The organism is Leifsonia naganoensis (assembly GCF_013410615.1).
In the GTDB taxonomy this organism is placed as follows: Bacteria; Actinomycetota; Actinomycetes; order Actinomycetales; family Microbacteriaceae; genus Leifsonia; species Leifsonia aquatica.
The window spans coordinates 3,252,387-3,269,147 of the sequence record NZ_JACCHJ010000001.1; the positions used below are offsets into that span (position 1 = coordinate 3,252,387).

Sequence of the window (16,761 nt, forward strand, 5' to 3'; positions counted from 1 at the left end):
CAGCGGGCGATCTGGTCGTCGCAACACGCCGCGCCGGAGATGCCGGGCGCGGCGTGTTGCGACCACTGGTTGGTGCGGTGCGGGCTCAGCCCGGGTGGGTCATGCTGAGCACGTCGAGGGCGGTGTCCAGCTGCTCCAGCGTGACCTCGCCGCGGTCGACGAAGCCGAGGTCGATCACGGCCTCACGCACCGTGATGCCCTGGGCGACCGAGTGCTTGGCGACCTTGGCGGCGGCCTCATAGCCGATCACGCGGTTCAGCGGCGTGACGATGGACGGGCTCGACTCGGCGAACGCGCGGGCGCGGTCGAGGTTGGCCTCGAGACCGGCGACGGTCTTGTCGGCGAGCACGCGGCTCGCCTGCGTCAGCAGACGGATCGACTCGAGCAGTGCGGTGCCCATCACCGGGATGGCGACGTTCAGCTCGAAGAGACCCGACGCGCCGCTCCACGCGATAGTGGCGTCGTTGCCGACGACCCGGCTGGCGACCATGAGCACGGCCTCCGGGATGACCGGGTTGACCTTGCCGGGCATGATCGACGAGCCGGGCTGCAGGTCGGGGATGTGGATCTCGCCGAGACCGGTGTTCGGACCCGAGCCCATCCAGCGCAGGTCGTTGCAGATCTTGGTCAGGCTGACGGCGATGGTGCGCAGGGCGCCGGACGCCTCCACCAGCGCGTCGCGGTTGGCCTGGGCCTCGAAGTGGTCGCGCGCCTCGGTGATCGGCAGCTCGGTCTCGGCGGTGAGCAGCTCGATGACCAGCTGCGGGAAGCCGAGCGGCGTGTTGATGCCGGTGCCGACGGCCGTCCCGCCGAGCGGGACCTCCGCGACGCGGGGGAGAGCCGACCGCACGCGCTCGATGCCGTAACGGATCTGAGCGGCGTAGCCGCCGAACTCCTGGCCGAGGGTCACGGGGGTGGCGTCCATGAGGTGGGTGCGACCCGACTTGACCGCGGTGGCCCATGTCTGGGCCTTCTCCTCCAGCGCGACAGAAAGGTGGTCGAGCGCGGGGATGAGGTCGTCGATGAGCGCGCCGGTGACGGCGATGTGCACCGAGGTCGGGAAGACGTCGTTCGACGACTGCGACGCGTTGACGTGGTCGTTCGGGTGCACCGGCTTGCCCAGGCGACGCGACGCGAGCGTCGCCAGGACCTCGTTCATGTTCATGTTCGACGAGGTGCCCGACCCGGTCTGGTAGACGTCGATCGGGAACTCGGCGTCGTGCGCTCCGCTCACGACCTCGTCGGCCGCGGCGGCGATGGCGTCGGCGATCTCCTGGTCGAGGACGCCGAGGCGCGCGTTGGCGAGGGCCGCGGACTTCTTGATGCGGGCCAGCGCCGCGATCTGGGTCGGCTCGAGCACCGATCCCGAGATGGGGAAGTTCTCGACGGCTCGCTGCGTCTGCGCGCTGTAGAGCGCGGCCGCGGGAACGCGGACCTCGCCCATCGTGTCGTGCTCGATGCGGTACTCGGCGTCCGCCTGGGTGTCCACCACGGTGTGTTCTTCCTTTCTGATGCCGAAGACGCTGCGGTCAGCGCTCGGGCTGCTGTTCGGCGACCGGATCGGTCATGCCGACGACGATGTCGGGGACGACCCGACCTTCCTGAAGACGGTAGTTCGCCCCGACGATGGCGAGGACGTTCTCGGCCACGGCGGTACTGATGATCTCGGAGCGGGCGAGAAGCTCGGCGACCGTGTCGCGCAGGTGCTCGCGGCCCACCTCCATCGGGTCGGCGGCGCCGGGCGCCACGGGCTCGTCGTCGCGGGTGCCGGAGACCCGGTGGACCGCGGGGACGATCGGCGCGATCAGGTTGGCGATGTGTGGGGGGAGGGGCTCGGCGTCCGGCTCCTGGGAGGCGATGGCCGACGCGACCGCGCCGCACGAGTCGTGGCCGAGCACGAGGATCAGCGGCACCTTCAGCACGGCGACGGCGTACTCCAGCGAGCCGATGACCGACTCCGACGCCACCTGGCCGGCATTGCGCACGACGAAGGCGTCGCCGAGGCCCATGTCGAAGATGATCTCGGCGGCGAGGCGGGAGTCGGCGCAGCCGAAGATCGCGGCGACCGGCGTCTGGCCGGTCGAGAGGGACTCGCGGCGCTCGACATCCTGGCGGGGATGCTGCGGGGCGCCGGCGATGAAGCGCTCGTTGCCCTCGAGCATGGCGTTCCAGATACGTCCGGGACGGGTCGTGGGCATCTATTCGCCTTTCAATGCGGTGATCTGGTCGGCCAGCGACGCGGCCACGGTGCGGAACTCGGCGTCGTCGGCGGTCCCGACGACGACGATGGAACTGTGACCGGCGTTCGTGGTGAGCCCGTACTCGACGTCGCTGACGTCGGACGAGGACTTCCGGTTGTCGTAGACATCCCAGGTGACGCCATCGATGTCGCGCGTGCCGGCGATGCGGGACTTGTTCACCTGGTCGGCCACCCAGCTGTCGTTGGCGTCGAAGCCCTGGGTGATGCCGATGTACTCGCCCTTCGGCGTGATCAGCCCGATGTACCAGGAGTCGACGCCGTCGGCGGTCTTGGTGCGCAGCTCGGCGCTGTTCGACTTCCAGTCGGCGGGGAGCTTGGGCACGAGGAGGCGATCCGCCTGGCTGCCCTGAGCCTCCTGGGCGACGCTCGCGTAGTCGACGGGAGGCTGCGTGGCGGTGGGATTGCCGCGCGGCACGACCAGCACGATCACGATCACGAGCGCGACCGTCGCGATCAGCGAGTAGACGAGGTTGTTGATCGTCTGCCGGTTGCGGTGGTTCGCGGAGTTCTGCGCCTTGCGGGCGGCGGTCTCCTCGGGGGTCTCGGGACGGCCGAGCTCGGCGACGACCGCCGGCGGCTTCTCTCGGGGGCTCATTCGCTGTCAGCGGCTCCCGCTGCGGCGGACCCGGCGCGCGCCGCGTCCAGGCGGGCCTTCGCTCCGATCAGCCACTCCTCGCAGTGCCGGGCCAGCGCCTCACCGCGCTCCCAGAGCGCGATCGACTCCTCGAGCGTCGCGGATCCCTGCTCGAGTTCCGTGACGACGCGGACCAGCTCGTCACGCGCCTCCTCGTAGCTGAGATCGCTGAGGGGGTCCACGCCGGAGGTGGTCTGGGAGGTCGGCATGGCATCCATTCTATTTGCCCGGCCGAGTGCCCGCTGAGTCCGCGTCGGACCGAGCCGGGGAGGGGAGCTCCTCGCCGGCCGTCGCGGCGAACGCGCCGCCCGAGACAGTCACCCGCAGCGCACTTCCCGGCGCTGCCTGGGCCGGATCCGAGACGACGTGCCCCTCGCCGTTCTGCACGATCGCGTAACCGCGGTCGAGGGTCGCCTGCGGGGAGAGGGCGCGCAGGTGGCCGCGCAGCTCGCCGATCCGCGCGGTCTCGCGTTCGACCCCGCGCTCGACCAGCTCGACGCCGCGCGCCACGTAACGGGTGAGCTCCTGGGCGCGCGAGTCCACGATCCAGGCCGAGGAGGCCAGGGCCGGGCGGCTGCGCAGGTGGCCGATCCGGTCGACCTCGTTGCGGATCATGTGCGTGAGGCGGGCGCCGATGCGCGCGCGGGCCTGGTGCACGCGGGCGAGTTCCTCGGCGACGTCCGGCACGACCCGCTTCGCCGCATCCGTCGGGGTGGAGGCGCGGAGATCGGCGACCTCGTCGAGGAGCGGGCGGTCGGCCTCGTGCCCGATCGCGCTCACGAGCGGGGTCGTCGCGGCCGCCGCGGCGCGCACGAGGGCCTCGTCGCTGAAGCCGAGCAGGTTCTGGAAGTCGCCGCCGCCGCGCGCGACGATGATGACCTCCACCTCCGGGTCGGCATCCAGCGTCCGGATGGCGCCGACGACCTCCGGGACCGTGCGCTCGCCCTGCACAGCCGCGTAGACGGTGCGGAAGCGCACCTGCGGCCAGCGCAGCTGCGCGTTGCGGAGCACGTCCTTCTCGGCGTCGGAGTCCCGGCCGGTGACCAGCCCGATGGTGTGGGGGAGGAACGGGAGGCGCTTCTTGCGCTCGGGCGCGAACAGCCCTTCCGCCGTCAGCTGCTGACGCAGGCGCTCGAGACGCTCGAGGAGGTCGCCGATGCCGACGTGGCGCATGTCGGAGACCTGCATGGTCAGGGTCCCGCCCTTGACCCAGTAGTTCGGCTTGACCGCCGCGATGACGCGATCGCCCTGCTTGAGGTCGGCCGGGATGCGCGCCTTCACCGACGACCAGATCGTGAAGCTGATCGTGGCGTCGCCCTCGAGGTCCTTGAGCTTGCCGTAGACGTTGCCGCCGGAGACGCCCCACTGGGTGATCTCTCCTTCGACCCAGGCCGTGCCCAGCCGATCGATCCAGCCCTTGATCTTGCCCGCCAGCACCGAGACGGGCCAGGGCGCGTCCAGCGTCGGCGGCCCGGGCGTGAACGTGGGCGCGTTCGTGGTCTCCGTCACCGTTCGGGAGCCTCCCATCCGTTCCTCAGCGCTCACCCGTAGGATCGAGGGGTGAGCGACGCGACTATCAGCCTGCCGATGCCCCGGATCCCGCGGACCCCCGGTGCGCGCGGCCGGCTTCAGGATATCCCGGTCGCCGGACGCAAACGTGTGCTGCTGGCGGCTCCCCGCGGCTACTGCGCCGGCGTGGACCGTGCGGTGGTCGCCGTCGAGAAGGCGATCGAGCACTACGGTTCGCCCGTCTACGTGCGCAAGCAGATCGTGCACAACGTGCACGTCGTGTCCGAGCTCGAGAAGCAGGGCGCGATCTTCGTCGACGAGGTCGACGAGGTGCCCACGGGCTCCCACGTCGTCTTCTCGGCGCACGGCGTCTCGCCGGCGGTCGTCAACGCCGCCTCCGACCGCGGCCTGCACGCGATCGACGCGACCTGCCCGCTGGTCACCAAGGTGCACCGTGAGGCCGTGCGGTTCGCGCGCGACGACTTCGAGATCCTGCTCATCGGCCACGAGGGCCACGAGGAGGTCGAGGGCACCGCGGGCGAGGCCCCCGAGCACGTGACCCTCGTCAACGGCCCGGAGGACGTCGACCGCATCGTCGTCAAGGACCCGGACAAGGTCGTGTGGCTCTCGCAGACCACCCTCTCGGTGGACGAGACGATGGAGACGGTGCGCCGCCTGCGCGAGCGCTTCCCGAACCTCCAGGACCCGCCCAGCGACGACATCTGCTACGCCACCCAGAACCGCCAGGTCGCGATCAAGAAGGTCGCCGAGCAGGCCGAGCTCGTGATCGTGGTCGGCTCCGCCAACTCCTCCAACTCGGTGCGCCTCGTGGAGGTCGCGCTCGAGTACGGCGCGAAGGCCGCCTACCGCGTCGACTACGCCAGCGAGATCAAGCAGGAGTGGCTCGACGGCGTCGCGAGCATCGGCGTCACGAGCGGCGCGTCCGTGCCCGAGGTGCTGGTGCAGGAGGTCCTCGACGACCTCTCCGGCGCCGGCTACCGCGACGTCGAGGAGATCAAGACGGCCGAGGAGGACCTCATGTTCTCCCTGCCGAAGGAGCTCCGCAAGGACATCACCGGCAAGCAGGATGCCCGGGCGATCGGCGGGCGCGGGCGCTGACGGCAGCGTTCAGAACAGTCTGCGCAGGACCGGCACGCGCCGGGCACCGATGCTGATCGCGAACGACAGAACGCAGACGCCGGCCCACACCGCGATGGCGACCCACAGCGTGGTCTGAAGCCGGGGGAGGAGTCCCGGGACCACCAGCTCGGCGAGCACCAGGATGAAGAAGTGCACGAGGTAGACGCCGAACGCGGCGTCCGAGAGCGTGGTCAGCATCCCGCGTCGCTGGACCGGCCGCGTGCGCACGTGCGCGCACAGGCTGTTCACGACGACGAAGACGCCGACGGACGCGGCGGCGACGATCGCCGAGTAGTAGCCGGGGGGCGACACCGCGTTCAGCCAGCCGGGCACCGCGACTCCGTTGTACTGCCAGATCGTCATGGCCAGCAGGGCCGCGGTGGCGAGGGCGGCCGCGATCGTCCAGCCGGCCCGGAGGGTGACATTCCGGAGTGCCCAGCCGGCGAGGAAGTAGCCGACATACGGCACCCATTGGGTCAGGGCGTTCAGCACGATCGGGTGGGGATCGCCGTGCATGGTCGCGAGACCGGAGAGACCGACCACGACGACGGTCAGCCCGAGGGTGCACGAGGCGAAGATCACGGCACGCCGCGGCCCGCCGCCGTGGAGGAAGGCGGCAAGTACGGGCGCCACAGCGTAGAGGCCGACGATCAGCCAGAGGAAGTAGAGATGCGTGTACGTCTTCGCGTCGAAGACGAGCCCCGCCGTCTCGACGAGAGTGAAGTGCTGGTGCGACATCAGCATCCGCACGACGACGAAGTAGAACACCTGCCAGAAGACGAAGGCGGGGCCGAGCCGGAGCAGCCGCTTGCGATAGAACGCAGCCGGCCCGTCGACGTGAGCGCGCGACGACAGGACGAGCGCGCCGCTCACCATCACGAACACGGGCACGACCCACACGTTGGCCACGTCGATGACGGTCGCCGCCCACCACGTTCCGGATCCGCGGATCGCAGGGTTGCCGACGATGTTGCCGAACACGTGGATCGCCACGACGCCGAGAATGGCCGTCGTCCGCAGGACGTCGAGCCCGACCGAGCGGGTGCGGGCAGCGGCGACGTCATCTCCCGTCGCGATCGCGTCGAGCTCGTGGGGCGGCTGGTTCACCCGGGAAATCTACCAGGCCGGTCTCGAGCGCGCGGGCTGTCGCCGTCCAGGTATCGGGAGGACGCCGGGTCGTCGGCAGCGGAGCCACCGAACACCGGGGCGTAGGCCGGGGCTTCGGGATACTCGACGACGTCCGCGACGACGACCGACACGTTGTCGCGCGCTTCGTGAGCGCGGGCGATCGTCAGCAGGGCGTCCGCCGCCTCCTGCGGAGTGCCGGAGGCGAGGGCGTCGGCGATGATCTCGCGCGCGACGTAGTCGGTCAGGCCATCGCTCGCGAGCAACCAGCGGTCGCCTCGCCGGGCCGGCTCGGCGACCACGTGGAGGGCGGCGGCATCGTCCGCGTCGCCGCCGAGGACGTGGGTCACGATGGAGCGCAGCGGATGGATGGGCACGTCGGCCTCGGCGATCGCGCCGGAGGCGACGAGATCGGCGACCAGGGAGTCGTCGCGGGTCAGCTGCTCCATCCGCCCCGACCGCAGCCGGTAGGCGCGCGAGTCGCCCGTGTGCGCCACCAAGATCCGGGCGCCGTCGGCGAAGAGGCCTGCGAGCGTCGTCGCCATGCCGGCCAGCGCCGGATCGAGCCGCACGCGGAGCGCGAGATCGGCGTTCGCGATCGCGATCAGCTCGCGGAGGCGCTCCTCGGTCGGGACGCGCCCGCCCGTCGCATCCAGCATCGATGCGAGCCGGATCGCGACCGTCGCCGACGCGATCTCGCCGGCTGCATGCCCACCGACCCCGTCGGCGACGAAGGCGGACCACGCGGAGGCGTACAGCGAGTCCTCGTTGCCGTCGCGGAAATCGCCGCGCGTGGACGCCTGCCCCGTCGAGAACCCGAGCGGCACGGGTGGGGCGGCCGGTTCGCCGGAGAGGATGTCGTCGGCGTTGCCGGCGATCCACTCCATCAGCGGCAGCAGGTGCGTGGTCAGCTCGCGCCCGCGCGGCGTGAGGCTGTAGTCGACGCGCGGTGGCACGGTGGGCTGCGCCGTGCGCAGCACGAAGCCGTCGGCTTCGAGGGTGCGGAGGGTCTGCGCGAGCATCTTCTCGCTGATCCCCTGGACGGTACGTCGCAGCTCTCCCCAGCGCAGATCGCTCTGGGAGAGGGCGACGAGCACGAGCACGCCCCAGGTGCTCGTGACGTGATTCAGCACGATCCGGCTCGGGCACGCCGACGGGAGCACTCCGTCGGTGAAGCCGAACTCGTTCAATGACGCGAGACTGGTGTCCACGTCAGTAACTTACCAAAAGGTGGGTACCTCCGATCGGGAAGTATCGGGCGAGTGGATGGGTTCTCCTCGATGTCCGATCGAAAGGAAACCCTCCATGACCATCGTCGTCACCGGCGCCACTGGCCACCTCGGCCGCCTCACCGTCGACTCCCTCCTCGCCCGCGGCGTCGCCGCCTCCGACATCCGGGCGGTCGGCCGCTCCGCCGAACGGCTCGCACCGCTGGCCGCGCAGGGCGTCGAGACCGCCGTCATCGACTTCGAGAAGCCCGAGACGCTGACCGCCGCCTTCGCGGGTGCGGACGCGGTGCTGCTCGTCTCCGGCTCGGAGGTCGGCAAGCGCGTGCAGCAGCACCGCAACGCCATCGAGGCCGCTGAGGCCGCCGGAGTCGGCCGTCTCGTCTACACCAGTGCGCCGCACGCGACCGACGGCGCGCTCGTCCTCGCGCCGGAGCACAAGGCGACCGAGGAGCTGCTGGCCGCCTCCTCGCTGCCGGTCACCATCCTGCGCAACAACTGGTACACCGAGAACTACAGCGGGCTGGTCGACCAGGCTGCCGCGACCGGCGAGATCGTCGGCAGCGCCGGTGAGGGACGCGTGGCCAGCGCCTCCCGCAAGGACTACGCGGAGGCTGCCGCCGTCGTGCTCACGACCGACGGCCACGAGGGCGCGATCTACGAGCTGAGCGGCGATGTCGCCTGGACGTTCGACGAGCTCGCCACCGCCGTCGGCGCACTGGCCGGCCGGGAGGTCGTCTACCGGTCCGTCACGCCGGACGAGCACACGAGCATCCTCACCGGCGCCGGGCTGGACGAGGGCACGGCCGGGTTCGTCGTGGCGCTCGACGGCAACATCCGCGACGGCGAGCTCGCCGACGCGACGACCACCCTCGCCGAGCTCATCGGCCGGCCCACGACGCCGCTGGCGCAGGGCCTCGCCGAGGCACGCGAGGAGGCGGCGGCCTGACCGTCGCCCCCGGATCGTCGGGGGCTCAGGGCGTCGCCGGTGCCGTGGGCACCGGCGACGCCGGCATCACGCCGCTGTAGAAGTCGATCAGCGTGGGATCGGTCGACAGGATGATGGCGAGGAACACGAACAGGACCACCAGCGCGACCACCCCGGCGGTGAGCGGGATCCAGAACGCCATCCTCCGCCGGACGAGCTGCCAGACGGCGAGCCCGGTCGAGAGGGCCCACAGGCCGGTCATCGTCACGGTGCCCACGGTGATCAGCGTCCCGACGGCCGCAGCGGGCGTGAAGTCACCGAGTCCCTGACTCGAGTGCAGCAGCTGCATCGAGGTCGGGAAGGCCTGCAGGATGGCCACCGAGTACGACATCCCGAAGAAGCCGAACGCGATCAGCAGGATCGTGAGGGTGAGATTCCACCGCGGCGCCGGAGGCCGACCGTGCGCCGCGTCCGGTGCGGCACCGGGATACGGGGACGTCGTGGGCGGAGGGGCCTGACGGTACGGCGCGCGCGTGGAGTCCGGGGCCGACGGCTGCGACGCCTCGTCGTCGACGGTGGGATTCGAGCGGGCCGTGTCGAGCCGGTCGACGTCCTCCGGCGGCTTCCACACCCACCCGGGCGGGGCCAGCTCGCCGTACTGCGGCCGTGGCCGCTCGTCCGGCTTCGGGTCTTCGTCGGCCATGCAGGCCGCCTCCTTCGGGATACGCGAAGCGGCGGCCGGCCGAAGCCGACCGCCGCCGGGGGGATTACTTGCCGGAGTGTCCGGCCGAGCCGAGCTGCTGCGTGGCCTCGATGACGCGAGCGGCCATCGCGGTCTCCGCGACCTTGCCCCACGCGCGCGGGTCGTACAGCTTCTTGTTGCCGACCTCGCCGTCGACCTTCAGCACGCCGTCGTAGTTCGACAGCATGTAGCCGGCGATCGCGCGGGTGTACGCGTACTGCGTGTCCGTGTCGATGTTCATCTTGATGACACCGTTGCGGACCGCCTCGGCGATCTCCTCGTCGGTCGAGCCCGAGCCGCCGTGGAAGACGAGGTCGAGGGGCTTCGGGCCGGTGCCGTACTTCGCGGCGAGGCCGTCCTGGATCTCCTTGAGGAGCTCCGGGCGCAGCTTGACGTTGCCCGGCTTGTAGACGCCGTGCACGTTGCCGAAGGTGAGTGCGGCCATGTAGCGGCCGTTCTCGCCGAGGCCGAGTGCCTCGACGGCCTTCTCCACGTCCGCGAGGGTCGTGTAGAGGGCCTCGTTGGAGCCTTCGTGCTGAACGCCGTCCTCCTCGCCGCCGACGACGCCGATCTCGACCTCGAGGATGGCGTTGATGGCCTTCGTGCGCTTGATCATCTCCTGAGCGATCTCGAGGTTCTCGTCCAGCGGCACGGCCGAGCCGTCCCACATGTGGGACTGGAAGATGGGGTTGCGGCCCGCACGGACCTCCTCCTCGGAGGCGGCGATGAGCGGCAGCACGAAGTCGTCGAGCGCGTTCTTCGGGCAGTGGTCGGTGTGCAGGGCGACGGTGATCGGGTAGTTCTTGGCGACCTCGGTCGCGAACTTCGCGAACGCGAGCGCGCCGGTCGCGCGGGCCTTCACGGTCTGGCCGGCGAAGTAGTCGGCACCGCCCGTGGTCACCTGGATGATGCCGTCGCTGCCGGCCTCGGTGAGGCCCTGGAGCACCGCGTTGATCGTCGACGACGACGACACGTTGAACGCGGGATAGGCGAACCCGCCGGCCTTCGCTTTGTCGAGCATCTCTGCATACTGGTCCGGCGTGGCGATGGGCATTGCAGCTCCTTGGGAATCAGGGTGTCGAACGGGTCTCATCATACCGACGACGCCCCGCGCCCGGCCGTGGGGTCGTGCGATCGCGCATCGGAGGTGAACGTTCGTGCGCATCCTGCCGCGTCCGCGCACGGCGTGGATACACTTGCAGCGTCGCCGCGGGCGGCCTAGACAATGTCGTTCGATTCCGTCCGGGAGGACCCATCATGACCAGCACCGACACCGCATCCCTGTTTCTGCATCCTGACCGGAACCTGGCGATGGAACTGGTGAGAGCGACGGAGGCGGCAGCGATCCGCGCGACGCCGTGGATCGGCCGGGGCGAGAAGAACCTCGCCGACGGTGCGGCGGTGGACGCGATGCGCAAGTTCCTCGGCACGGTCAACTTCGACGGCCTGATCGTCATCGGCGAGGGCGAGAAGGACAACGCCCCCATGCTGTTCAACGGCGAGCACGTCGGCAACGGCCGCGGGCCCGCCTGCGACATCGCGGTCGACCCGATCGACGGCACGTCGCTGACCGCCGCGGGGCGCCAGAACGCGCTCTCCGTGATCGCGGTGTCGGACCGCGGCACCATGCTCGACGCGTCGAGCATCTTCTACATGTCGAAGATCGTCACCGGGCCGGAGGGCGCCGGGGTCGTGGACCTGTCGCAGTCGATCGGGGACAACATCCGGGAGCTGGCGAAGGCCAAGGGCAAGCCGGTCGGCGAGATCCGCGTGGCCGTGCTGGACCGGCCCCGTCACGCGGAGCTGATCGAGGAGATCCGCGCCGCCGGTGCGGGGACGCGGCTGTTGTTCGACGGCGATGTGGCCGGTGGCATCAACGCGGCGCGCTACGAGTCGCGCATCGACATGTGTGTGGGTGTCGGCGGAAGCCCCGAGGGCGTCATCACCGCCGCTGCCGTCAAGGCGCTCGGCGGGTTCATGCAGGGCAAGCTCGCCCCGAAGGACGACGCCGAGCGGGCCGGCGGCATCGCCGCGGGCCTCGACGTGGACCGGATCTACGGCGCCGACGACCTCGTGCAGGGCGACAACACGTTCTTCGTCGCGACCGGCGTGACCGATGGCGGCCTCGTCGAGGGTGTGCGCCGCAAGGGACCGATCATCCGCACCGAGTCGATCGTGCTGCGGTCGAAGTCGGGCACCATCCGCCGCGTCATCGCCGACCACCTCGCCGAGAAGTGGCTGGAGCCGGAGCAGCTGTAGGAGGCTTCCCTCGCGCATTCGTGCCGAATGTCGACTCTGGTGGTGCCAAAGCCGACATTCGGCACGAATGTATCGGGGGAGGGCCGCATCAGGCGGCGCCGGACTCCGCGTCCTCCGCGTCGCGCTCCTGCGCGTGTGCGCGCTCCTGCTCGTCGATCGCGAGCTTGTCGATGCCGTGCATGTCGCGCGGCTCGAGATCGAGTTCCAGCTCGGTGGTCAGCTCGAAGGCGGTGAGCTCGCGGGGAGACTCCTCGATGCCCTCGATCACGCCGATGACCTTGGACTCGTCGAGGGCGCCCAGCTTGCGGGCGGCCGGGAAGACCTGGCGCTCGAACGAGCCGACGAAGCCGTTGTAGTCCTTGACGGTGCGCTCGATCGACCGGCCGAGCTTCTCGATGTGGGTCGCGGTGGTGGCGAGCCGGCTGTAAAGGGTGCGGCTGAGGTCGAAGAGCTGCTTCGCCTCCTGGGTCAGCACATCCTGCTGCCAGCTGAACGCGACCGTCTTGAGTACCGACCACAGGGTGACGGGGGAGGCGAGGGCGACGCGCTTGCCGAACGCGAACTCCATGATCGACGGGTCGGCCTCCAGCGCCGACGAGACCAGGGACTCGCTCGGGATGAACGCGATGACGAGCTCGGGGGAGGACTCGAGGCCGGTCCAGTACGCCTTGCTGCCGAGCGCCGTGATGTGGTCGCGAACGGCCTTCACGTGCTGCTTCATCAGCGCCTGACGCTGCGCGCCCTCCGCACCGGTCGCCGTCGCCGGGATCTGGCTCGCCTCGAGGTACGCGTTGAACGGCACCTTCGCGTCGAGCGCGATGTTCTTGCCGCCGGGGAGGCGGACGATCATGTCTGGGCGACCGGCGCCGGACTCCGAGTGGATGCTCGACTGCACGTCGAAGTCGACGCGCTCCAGCAGACCGGCGGCCTCCACGACGCTGCGCAGCTGGGTCTCGCCCCACACGCCGCGGGTGCTGTTGGAGCGGAGCGCCGAGGCGAGGGCCTCCGCGGTGCTGCGCAGCCGCTCCTCCGACTCCGCCGCCGTGCGCAGCTGCTGCGTCAGCTGGCCGTGCTGCTCGCTGCGCTGCGACTCGAGCGCGACGACCTTGCGCTGCATGTCGGTGAGGCTCTCGCGCACCGGTGCAAGCGCCTGCAGGACCTTGCTCTCGGCGCGCTCGCGCTCGACCTGCGCCTGCGCTTCGGCGCGGTGGCGCTCGACCGTCTCGCGTTGCAGCTCCTGCGCCGTGCGCAGCTGCTCCTCCAAAGCGTCGACGCGCGACTGCGCGCCCGCCAGGTCGGCGCGGATCTCCGCCTGGACGGCCTGCTCGGCCGCGCGCAGCTCCGCGAGGGCCGTGGTGTGCTGCGCCTCGATCACCGCCGGGTCGACGGCGGGGGCGGCCGGGGCGGTGTTCGCCGCACGGTCGCGCAGCAGCTTCGCGACGGCGAAGCCGGCACCGACGGCGCCGACGACGAGGCCCAGGAGGAGACCGAGGAGCAGGGCGAGGATGTCCATGCCGCCAGTGTGACAGGGGCGTCCGACACTGGGGCGCTCCCGCGCGGCGGGCGCGGCTAACGGCCGGCGGCTACCGGAGGAGACGCGGTGCGGCGCGCCGGGTGAGCGCAGGTTCGGGAGGAGACGCGGGCGCGAGGCGGGCGGATCTCCTCCGTTGGCGACGTGCCGGGGAATGACGTGCCGGGAGGCGACGCGCGGCGCGGCGCGATCAGGCCGCGGCGACCATCCCGATCCGGCCGACCCGGGCGCCGGTGAGGGCGGAGAGGTCGTCGATCGTGGCGGCCTCGTGCCGCTTCGCCGCATGGATGACGATGGCGGTGCACGCCTCGGCGTCGGCGAGGGCGTCGTGGTGGGCGAAGTCCTCGAAGCCGGCGGCCATCGCCGCGACCGGCAGGCGGTACGAGTCGAGGGAGTAGGTGCGGCGGGCGACCTGCAGGCTGCACAGGTAGCGGTACTCGGGGCAGGCGACGGCGGTCGCGGCGCACGCGGCCCGGATGACGCCCATGTCGAAGCCGGCGTTGTGGGCGACGAGGTGGTCGTCCTCCGCGAACTCGACGAGGTCGGCGAGTTGGTCCACCCATCCCGCAGCCCCGATGACGTCTTCGGGCTGGATGCCGTGGATGCGGACGTTCCACTCCTGGAAGTGGTCGTGCCCGAACGGCGGCTGGATGAGCCAGCCGACGCGGTCGACGACCCTGCCGTCCCTGACCTTCACCAGCCCGACGGAGCAGGCGGATGCCGCGGAGGAATTCGCGGTCTCGAAGTCGATGGCGGTGAAGTCCAGTGTCACGTCGTCATGCTCGCACGGCCCGCCGACACCGCCCGCGCACGAGGCGGGCGCGCCGCTGTATCGGGGACGCCCGATCTCGTCCCGACCTCCCGCGCGTACGATCGCAGCATGCGCCAGCGTCACGACCGAGACCTCCTCGCCGCCTCCTTCGACCGTGCCGCGGAGGTGTACGACGCCTCCCGTCCCGGGTACCCGGCCGAGGCCGTCGCCTGGATCGCCGAGGGCGTCGCGGCGGACGTGCTCGATCTCGGCGCCGGCACGGGCAAGCTCACGGCCTCGCTCGTCGAGGCCGGCCTGACCGTGACCGCCGTCGACCCGTCGCCCGAGATGCTGCGCGTGCTCGGCGAACGGCTGCCCGGCGCGGAGGCGCGGCTCGGCACGGGGGAGAGCCTCCCGGTGGCCGACGCGTCCCAGGATCTCGTGGTCGCCGCGCAGGCGTGGCACTGGGTCGACACCGAGCGCGCCGTGCCCGAGGTGGCCCGCGTGCTGCGACCAGGAGGCCGCCTCGGGCTGCTCTGGAACGACCGCGACGAGCGCGTCGACTGGGTGCGCCGCCTGGGCGAGCTGATCGGCGCGGGGGATGCGTACTCCGGCGACGAGGAGGAGCCCGTCGTCGGGCCTCCCTTCGGCGAGCTGGAGCGGCGCGACGTGCCGTGGACGCAGCGGCTCGACCTCGACGGGCTGCTCGACCTCGTGCGGTCGCGCAGCTACTTCATCACCAAGGACCAGGACGCGCAGGCGGCCGTGATCGCCTCCGTACGGCGGCTGCACGCCGAGCATCCCGAGCTCGCCGGGGCGGCGACGGTCGAGCTGCCGTACGTGACCCGCGCGTACCGGGCGGCCCTCGCGGGCTGAACGGCGGCCACCGCCCCGTAGAATGGACGACCGTGGCTCTCACTATCGGTATCGTCGGACTCCCCAACGTGGGCAAGTCCACCCTGTTCAACGCGCTGACCAAGAACGACGCGCTCGCCGCGAACTACCCGTTCGCGACCATCGAGCCGAACGTCGGCGTGGTGAACCTTCCCGACCCGCGGCTCGACAAGCTGGCCGAGGTCTTCGGGAGCGAGCGCATCCTCCCGGCGCCCGTGTCGTTCCTCGACATCGCCGGCATCGTGAAGGGCGCGAGCGAGGGTGAGGGTCTCGGCAACAAGTTCCTCGCCAACATCCGCGAGGCTGACGCCATCGCGCAGGTCGTCCGCGGCTTCAGCGACCCGGATGTGGTGCACGTCGCCGGCAAGGTCGACGCCGCCGGCGACATGGAGACCATCAACACCGAGCTCATCCTCGCCGACCTGCAGACCCTCGAGAAGGCCGAGGCGCGGTACGAGAAGGAGGTCAAGGGCCGCAAGCTCGAGCCGATCGTGCTCGAGTCCGCCCGCGAGGCTGCCGCGTATCTCAACGAGGGCAAGCCGCTCTCGACCTCCAGCATCGACCTCGAGCCCATCAAGGAGCTCGGCCTGCTGACCGCGAAGCCCTTCATCTACGTCTTCAACGTGGACGAGGACGTGCTCACCGACGACTCCCGCCGCGCCGCGCTCGCCGCTCTGGTCGCCCCGGCCCAGGCCGTCTTCCTCGACGCCAAGCTCGAGTCCGAGCTCATCGACCTGGACGCCGCCGACGCCGCCGAACTGCTCGCCTCCACCGGCCAGACCGAGAGCGGCCTCGACCAGCTCGCTCGCATCGGCTTCGACACCCTCGGCCTGCAGACCTACCTCACCGCCGGCCCCAAGGAGTCGCGCGCCTGGACCATCCCGAAGGGCGCCAAGGCCCCGCAGGCGGCCGGTGTCATCCACACCGACTTCGAGAAGGGCTTCATCAAGGCCGAGGTCATCTCGTTCGACGACCTCGTCGAGGCCGGCTCCGTCGCCGAGGCCCGCTCGCGCGGCAAGGCCCGCATGGAGGGCAAGGACTACGTCATGCAGGACGGGGATGTGGTGGAGTTCCGCTTCAACGTGTAGGCGGTCCGGGCCTCGCGCCCGCTCGTCGCTGACGGAGGAGATCCCGGCCGGCACCCGGTCGGATCCCCTCCGTTAGCTGTTTCTGCCCGGCGTGTCGCCGGCGATGTCCTCCGTTGCCGACACTGTCCAAGGCACGTTGTGTGTACCGGTTCAACGTGTGTGCATCCCGGCATTCACCAGCCCAGCGACCCCGGCGCCCCCTTGAAGGGCCCGACGACGGCGCTCGTGATCCAGCCGCCGTAGAAGTCTCCGGGCTGCGGTGTGACGACCTCGCCGTCGACCGTGCACTCGTCCATCTGCTGCGCGTAGACGGCGACGCGGTCTCGGAGCAACTCGTACCCGCGTGACGGATGCGGGTAGTTCCACGCGCACGCGGACCGCACCTCGCCTCCGCCGCGCACGTCGAGATAGCCCGCGGCGCCCTTGAACTCGCAGAACGACGAACCGTCGGCGTCAGCCAGCGCGCCGGCTGCGAAGTCCGCGATCGGGAGGTAGTACACCGGCGGGTGGCTGGTCTCGAGCACCCGGACGACGTCTCGGGTGTCGACGATGAGCTGTCCACCGAGACGGATGGTGACAGGCGCGCTGACGCGCTCGATGCGCGGCGGCCTCGGGTAGTCCCACACGGACTCCTGTCCCGGTCCTGGGGTTTCGGGGCGCGGTCGGGGCACCTG

General features: G+C 70.8%; 17 protein-coding genes and 1 pseudogene. 5 read left to right on the forward strand and 13 right to left on the reverse strand.

Annotated features, from left to right (window positions below; genetic code table 11):
• Positions 1-85: 85 nt before the first annotated feature.
• The 5 genes from HNR14_RS15675 to xseA are packed head-to-tail and all read right to left on the reverse strand — an operon-like array spanning position 86 to position 4,403.
• Positions 86-1,492, reverse strand: coding sequence for a class II fumarate hydratase (locus HNR14_RS15675; protein ID WP_039922465.1), 1,407 nt, complete (start codon positions 1,490-1,492; stop codon positions 86-88).
• A 37-nt stretch (positions 1,493-1,529) separates the two neighbouring features.
• Positions 1,530-2,198 carry a carbonic anhydrase gene (locus tag HNR14_RS15680; protein ID WP_179701776.1) on the reverse strand — a complete coding sequence of 223 codons (669 nt, stop codon included), beginning with the start codon at positions 2,196-2,198 and terminating at the stop codon, positions 1,530-1,532.
• Positions 2,199-2,855, reverse strand: a complete 657-nt coding sequence (locus HNR14_RS15685; RefSeq protein ID WP_179701777.1) for a DUF4245 domain-containing protein — start codon at positions 2,853-2,855, stop codon at positions 2,199-2,201.
• Positions 2,852-3,103 (reverse strand): exodeoxyribonuclease VII small subunit, encoded by a 252-nt coding sequence (locus HNR14_RS15690; protein WP_039922461.1) that lies wholly within the window; start codon positions 3,101-3,103, stop codon positions 2,852-2,854. Before HNR14_RS15690 ends, HNR14_RS15685 begins: the two co-directional genes overlap by 4 nt.
• A 10-nt stretch (positions 3,104-3,113) precedes the next feature.
• Entirely contained in the window at positions 3,114-4,403 is a 1,290-nt protein-coding gene (gene xseA / locus HNR14_RS15695) for an exodeoxyribonuclease VII large subunit (RefSeq protein WP_343064512.1), read from the reverse strand.
• A 78-nt stretch (positions 4,404-4,481) separates the two neighbouring features.
• Here xseA and HNR14_RS15700 point away from each other — a divergent pair, with 78 nt between their 5' ends.
• Entirely contained in the window at positions 4,482-5,522 is a 1,041-nt protein-coding gene (locus tag HNR14_RS15700) for a 4-hydroxy-3-methylbut-2-enyl diphosphate reductase (protein WP_179702700.1), read from the forward strand.
• A gap of 9 nt (positions 5,523-5,531) precedes the next feature.
• On the opposite strand, the gene HNR14_RS15705 is transcribed toward HNR14_RS15700, so the two are convergent.
• The 3 genes and pseudogenes from HNR14_RS15705 to HNR14_RS20970 form a co-directional block, all read right to left on the reverse strand.
• Positions 5,532-6,650, reverse strand: a complete 1,119-nt coding sequence (locus HNR14_RS15705; protein ID WP_179701779.1) for an acyltransferase family protein — start codon at positions 6,648-6,650, stop codon at positions 5,532-5,534.
• Entirely contained in the window at positions 6,647-7,495 is an 849-nt protein-coding gene (locus HNR14_RS15710; RefSeq protein WP_343064565.1) for a PP2C family protein-serine/threonine phosphatase, read from the reverse strand. Before HNR14_RS15710 ends, HNR14_RS15705 begins: the two co-directional genes overlap by 4 nt.
• 9 nt (positions 7,496-7,504) lie before the next feature.
• Positions 7,505-7,879: pseudogene (locus HNR14_RS20970) on the reverse strand (winged helix-turn-helix transcriptional regulator); the annotation flags it as partial.
• A gap of 94 nt (positions 7,880-7,973) precedes the next feature.
• Between HNR14_RS20970 and HNR14_RS15720 the strand changes: the two are divergent.
• The gene (locus HNR14_RS15720; RefSeq protein ID WP_179701780.1) at positions 7,974-8,843 is read left to right on the forward strand and encodes an SDR family oxidoreductase; all 870 of its coding nucleotides are present in this window, start codon (positions 7,974-7,976) and stop codon (positions 8,841-8,843) included.
• A 25-nt stretch (positions 8,844-8,868) separates the two neighbouring features.
• On the opposite strand, the gene HNR14_RS15725 is transcribed toward HNR14_RS15720, so the two are convergent.
• Positions 8,869-9,525 carry a DUF6264 family protein gene (locus tag HNR14_RS15725; protein ID WP_179701781.1) on the reverse strand — a complete coding sequence of 219 codons (657 nt, stop codon included), beginning with the start codon at positions 9,523-9,525 and terminating at the stop codon, positions 8,869-8,871.
• A gap of 64 nt (positions 9,526-9,589) precedes the next feature.
• Positions 9,590-10,618, reverse strand: coding sequence for a class II fructose-bisphosphate aldolase (gene fbaA, locus HNR14_RS15730; protein WP_179701782.1), 1,029 nt, complete (start codon positions 10,616-10,618; stop codon positions 9,590-9,592).
• 203 nt (positions 10,619-10,821) lie between these two features.
• Here fbaA and glpX point away from each other — a divergent pair, with 203 nt between their 5' ends.
• A complete protein-coding gene (glpX, locus tag HNR14_RS15735; RefSeq protein WP_021765779.1) occupies positions 10,822-11,823 on the forward strand; it encodes a class II fructose-bisphosphatase in 1,002 nt (333 codons plus the stop codon).
• An 88-nt stretch (positions 11,824-11,911) separates the two neighbouring features.
• On the opposite strand, the gene HNR14_RS15740 is transcribed toward glpX, so the two are convergent.
• Both HNR14_RS15740 and HNR14_RS15745 read right to left on the reverse strand, forming a co-directional pair.
• Complete coding sequence (locus HNR14_RS15740; protein WP_179701783.1) at positions 11,912-13,336, reverse strand: DNA recombination protein RmuC; 1,425 nt, start codon at positions 13,334-13,336, stop codon at positions 11,912-11,914.
• A gap of 208 nt (positions 13,337-13,544) precedes the next feature.
• Positions 13,545-14,126, reverse strand: coding sequence for an exonuclease domain-containing protein (locus HNR14_RS15745; RefSeq protein ID WP_179701784.1), 582 nt, complete (start codon positions 14,124-14,126; stop codon positions 13,545-13,547).
• A 108-nt stretch (positions 14,127-14,234) separates the two neighbouring features.
• On the opposite strand from HNR14_RS15745, the gene HNR14_RS15750 reads away from it, so the two are divergent.
• Together HNR14_RS15750 and ychF are read left to right on the forward strand one after the other, a co-directional pair.
• A complete protein-coding gene (locus tag HNR14_RS15750) occupies positions 14,235-14,981 on the forward strand; it encodes a class I SAM-dependent methyltransferase (RefSeq protein WP_179701785.1) in 747 nt (248 codons plus the stop codon).
• 32 nt (positions 14,982-15,013) lie between these two features.
• Positions 15,014-16,087: a redox-regulated ATPase YchF gene (gene ychF / locus HNR14_RS15755; RefSeq protein WP_179701786.1), complete on the forward strand. Its 1,074-nt coding sequence runs from the start codon at positions 15,014-15,016 to the stop codon at positions 16,085-16,087.
• A 173-nt stretch (positions 16,088-16,260) separates the two neighbouring features.
• On the opposite strand, the gene HNR14_RS15760 is transcribed toward ychF, so the two are convergent.
• Entirely contained in the window at positions 16,261-16,758 is a 498-nt protein-coding gene (locus tag HNR14_RS15760) for a DUF427 domain-containing protein (protein ID WP_179701787.1), read from the reverse strand.
• Positions 16,759-16,761 lie beyond the last annotated feature (3 nt).